General features: G+C 28.1%; 2 protein-coding genes and 1 pseudogene. 2 read left to right on the forward strand and 1 reads right to left on the reverse strand.

What is annotated here, in order from left to right; all coding sequences use genetic code 11:
• Positions 1 to 243 precede the first annotated feature (243 nt).
• A complete protein-coding gene (locus N4A40_16660) occupies positions 244 to 648 on the reverse strand; it encodes a VOC family protein (GenBank protein ID MCT4663487.1) in 405 nt (134 codons plus the stop codon).
• A 693-nt stretch (positions 649 to 1,341) separates the two neighbouring features.
• Between N4A40_16660 and N4A40_16665 the strand changes: the two genes are divergently transcribed.
• Positions 1,342 to 2,871 (forward strand): SIR2 family protein, encoded by a 1,530-nt coding sequence (locus tag N4A40_16665; protein ID MCT4663488.1) that lies wholly within the window; start codon positions 1,342 to 1,344, stop codon positions 2,869 to 2,871.
• 237 nt (positions 2,872 to 3,108) lie between these two features.
• Positions 3,109 to 3,248: pseudogene (locus N4A40_16670) on the forward strand (transposase).

The raw sequence follows: 3,248 nt of genomic DNA on the forward strand, positions 1-3,248 counted from the left end.
TATCTCATCTAATACAGTGTTTCGCGTCATAAGAACGCTTTCCCGATCTGCTGAAAGGACATCTCTACCCAAAATCATGCCGTCCTCTGCTGATTCAACTTTTATCCTTTTCATGCCGTCACCACCTTAAATTTATCCAAACTAATTATATCATAGAAAAATACGGTATGACTAGGATATATGCAAAATTAGCCATAGAGGAATTATACTCTAGATCACTATAATCAGTTTCTACAACTTATATCAGCATGTAATTTCAATTCGGTTTCCATCTGGATCTAATATTACACTTTCAAAATATCCATCTCCTGTAGTTCTAGGCTCACCTACAACTTCATAACCATCACACCTTATCCTCTCAGTCAATTCTATAACATCATCCTTCGTACCTACATTCATAGCTAAGTGACTATATCCTAAATATTGACTATCAGATTTTTCAATCTCTAAAATGCCATCCATATTCATTATCTCAAGTCTACTTCCATCATCAAAACTTAAAAAATATGATCTAAATCCCTTGGTTTTATTATGATACCCATCATTAGCCTTTGCTCTAAAATACTTAATATAAAAATCTTTTAACCGCTCTATGTCCTTTGACCAAATTGCAATATGTTCTATTTTTTCTTTAAATACCCGTATCATGTTAAAATTTTCAACAGTTTATTTTGAACAGTTACTTTTATGACCAATGATATCATTGAGTATCTTATTTTCCTCTTTTACTTTTTTCAATATTACTTAGTATTAACGATCACAACTTTACACTCAATTATCTCCCAATGCCTCTCGTCTATTAAAATATTAATCCTTTCTCATAAATTCCTAGCTCCCTCTTGAAACATCCATAACAGTTGACATATACTTCAATATAAACTGACATTATATACTTTCCCATATTCTATCCTATAAAATTTCCCTTGAAATTACCTTTTTCTTAGATTCCAATAAATACTTTTTTGACTAATATTATTGCATTTTCTTATATCTCTTGTATAATTTAATCAAAGACTTATTTAAATTTGAATCTAAAATTTAGCTATTAGTTAAAAAATCAAAAAGTATAAGCAAAACGCAGAATTACGAAAACAGAAACTAGATTTCATTATCTTATAAACCTACTTTATCAAACTAAAAAAATTATTCATATATTATTTTAATTAAAAATAATTCAATTGATATTGAAAGAGAATATCTAATAAAAAATATGGTGAATCAGAAAAAATCTCTTGAGAATATTAATATATATCAAACATAATATTATGGATTGACAATGAGCTTAGTCGCTATTCACTAAATAAATTGTGTGCGTAGCCGTTAAAGAAAGGAGTTATCTTTATGGATATAAATTCATTTATAAAAAATTATAATAACCACCCTGTTCTTTTTATTGGTGCAGGCTTCAGTTTACGTTATCTCTCTAATACATACACTTGGGATAGTCTTTTAAAATATATTTCTTATGAGCTAACCCAAAACGAAGAGAATTTTCTTGATTTAAAATCTAATTCTCAAAATCATGATGGTTCTTATTCATATGAAAAAATAGCTAGTGCATTAGAACAAAAATTTAATGATCATTTATCCCTTCCTAAAAACAGAGACGGACGTTTCAAATCAATAAACGATGAATTTTATAGAAAAATGAAAGAAGAAGAAATAAATACTAGCAGGTTCAAAATATATATTGCATCACTTTTTAAGACATTAAATTTTAAAGAAAATATGAAAGAAGAAGTTGTGGCGTTAAAAAAAGTTAGAAAAAATATAGGTTCTATTATAACAACTAACTACGATGAATTAATAGAAAATATCTTTGAATTCAATCCTCTTATTGGTAACAATATACTTCTAAGTAATCCATACGGATCAATTTATAAAATACATGGTTGTGTAACCGAGCCTGATAAAATAATTATTACCGAAAAAGACTACAATCTATTTGATGAAAAATATGAACTTATTAAAGCACAGTTACTTTCTCTATTTATTCATAATCCTATTATTTTCATTGGGTATAAAGTTGGTGACGAAAACATTCAGAAACTATTAAAAACCATCTTTACATATGTTCCCCCCAACTCATCTATAGCTGAGAAAATTAAATCTAATTTTCTATTAGTTGAATACGATGCAGGATCCAGTAATGTTGAAGTACATGACCATGATATTATTCTAGATGGCATATCCACGATACGTGTTAATAAAATTAAAACTGATAACTTTACAGAACTCTATAATTCCATAGCTTCACTACAGCTCCCAGTTTCTGCTATGGATGTACGCAAAGTTCAAACTATCGTTAAAGATATATATGAAGGTGGATCTATACAAGTTCATATAACAAATGATATAGATAAGTTAAAAAACGATCAAAAAATACTAGCAATCGGAAACATAAACAGCATTACATACGACTATCAAACCTCTGGAGAAATGATGGAAAACTATTTTAAAATAATTGAAGAAGACAACGTACAATTGTTAAAATTAATTGAAAAACATCGCATTCAAAAAGGTCAATTTTTCCCTATATATGCTTTTTCAAAAATTAACCCTACCATTTCAACCAAAGAACGGTTAATGAAACAACAAAAGACTAAATTGCTAAATATAAAAGATACCATGCACAAAAATTGTATGTGTTCACATAAAACAATTTCAGATATAGAATCAGATACTAGTATAGCTCCAACAAAAAAACCTAATGCAATTATACATTGTATTTTAGCTGATTCTTTAGAATTGTTGGATGTTGAAAACTATTTAAGAAGTTACATCGACAAACAATCTACACAATATCGTAGAATACTTTGTGCCTATGACTTTATGAAATACAGTGATGATAAATCTTTAATATCATCATAAATATAAAAGCCTCTACAACCCTTAGTTTAAAATATTGTAGAGGTTTTTAGAGAGTATATAATAAGTGGTGTAAACTTCTGAAATAATATAAAATAATATTATGAGGAGGGATACACCACTATGTAGTTATTAGATAAAAAAGAATTAAGAAAGTTAATGAAAAAAGGACAGCTTACTGATATTTCTGATATTCAAGATTTACTTAAAGCTCAATTCAAAGATATTATTGAAGAAATGCTTGAAGACGAGCTTGGCTACAGCAAATATGATTACAAAAATAAAGAAACTTATAATTCTAGAAATGGAAAACGTTCTAAAAACTTACGCTCCAAATATGGAGATGTTGAAATCGACGTTCCACGTGATCGCTTATCTGA

It is taken from the genome of Tissierellales bacterium, from assembly GCA_025210965.1.
Taxonomy (GTDB): Bacteria; Bacillota; Clostridia; order Tissierellales; family JAOAQY01; genus JAOAQY01.

What these genes read in the sequence shown, in the direction of transcription:
- N4A40_16665 (MCT4663488.1), top strand. Translation starts at nt 1,342, where the DNA reads ATGGATATAAATTCATTTATAAAAAATTATAATAACCACCCTGTTCTT.
- N4A40_16660 (MCT4663487.1), bottom strand. Translation starts at nt 648, where the DNA reads ATGATACGGGTATTTAAAGAAAAAATAGAACATATTGCAATTTGGTCA.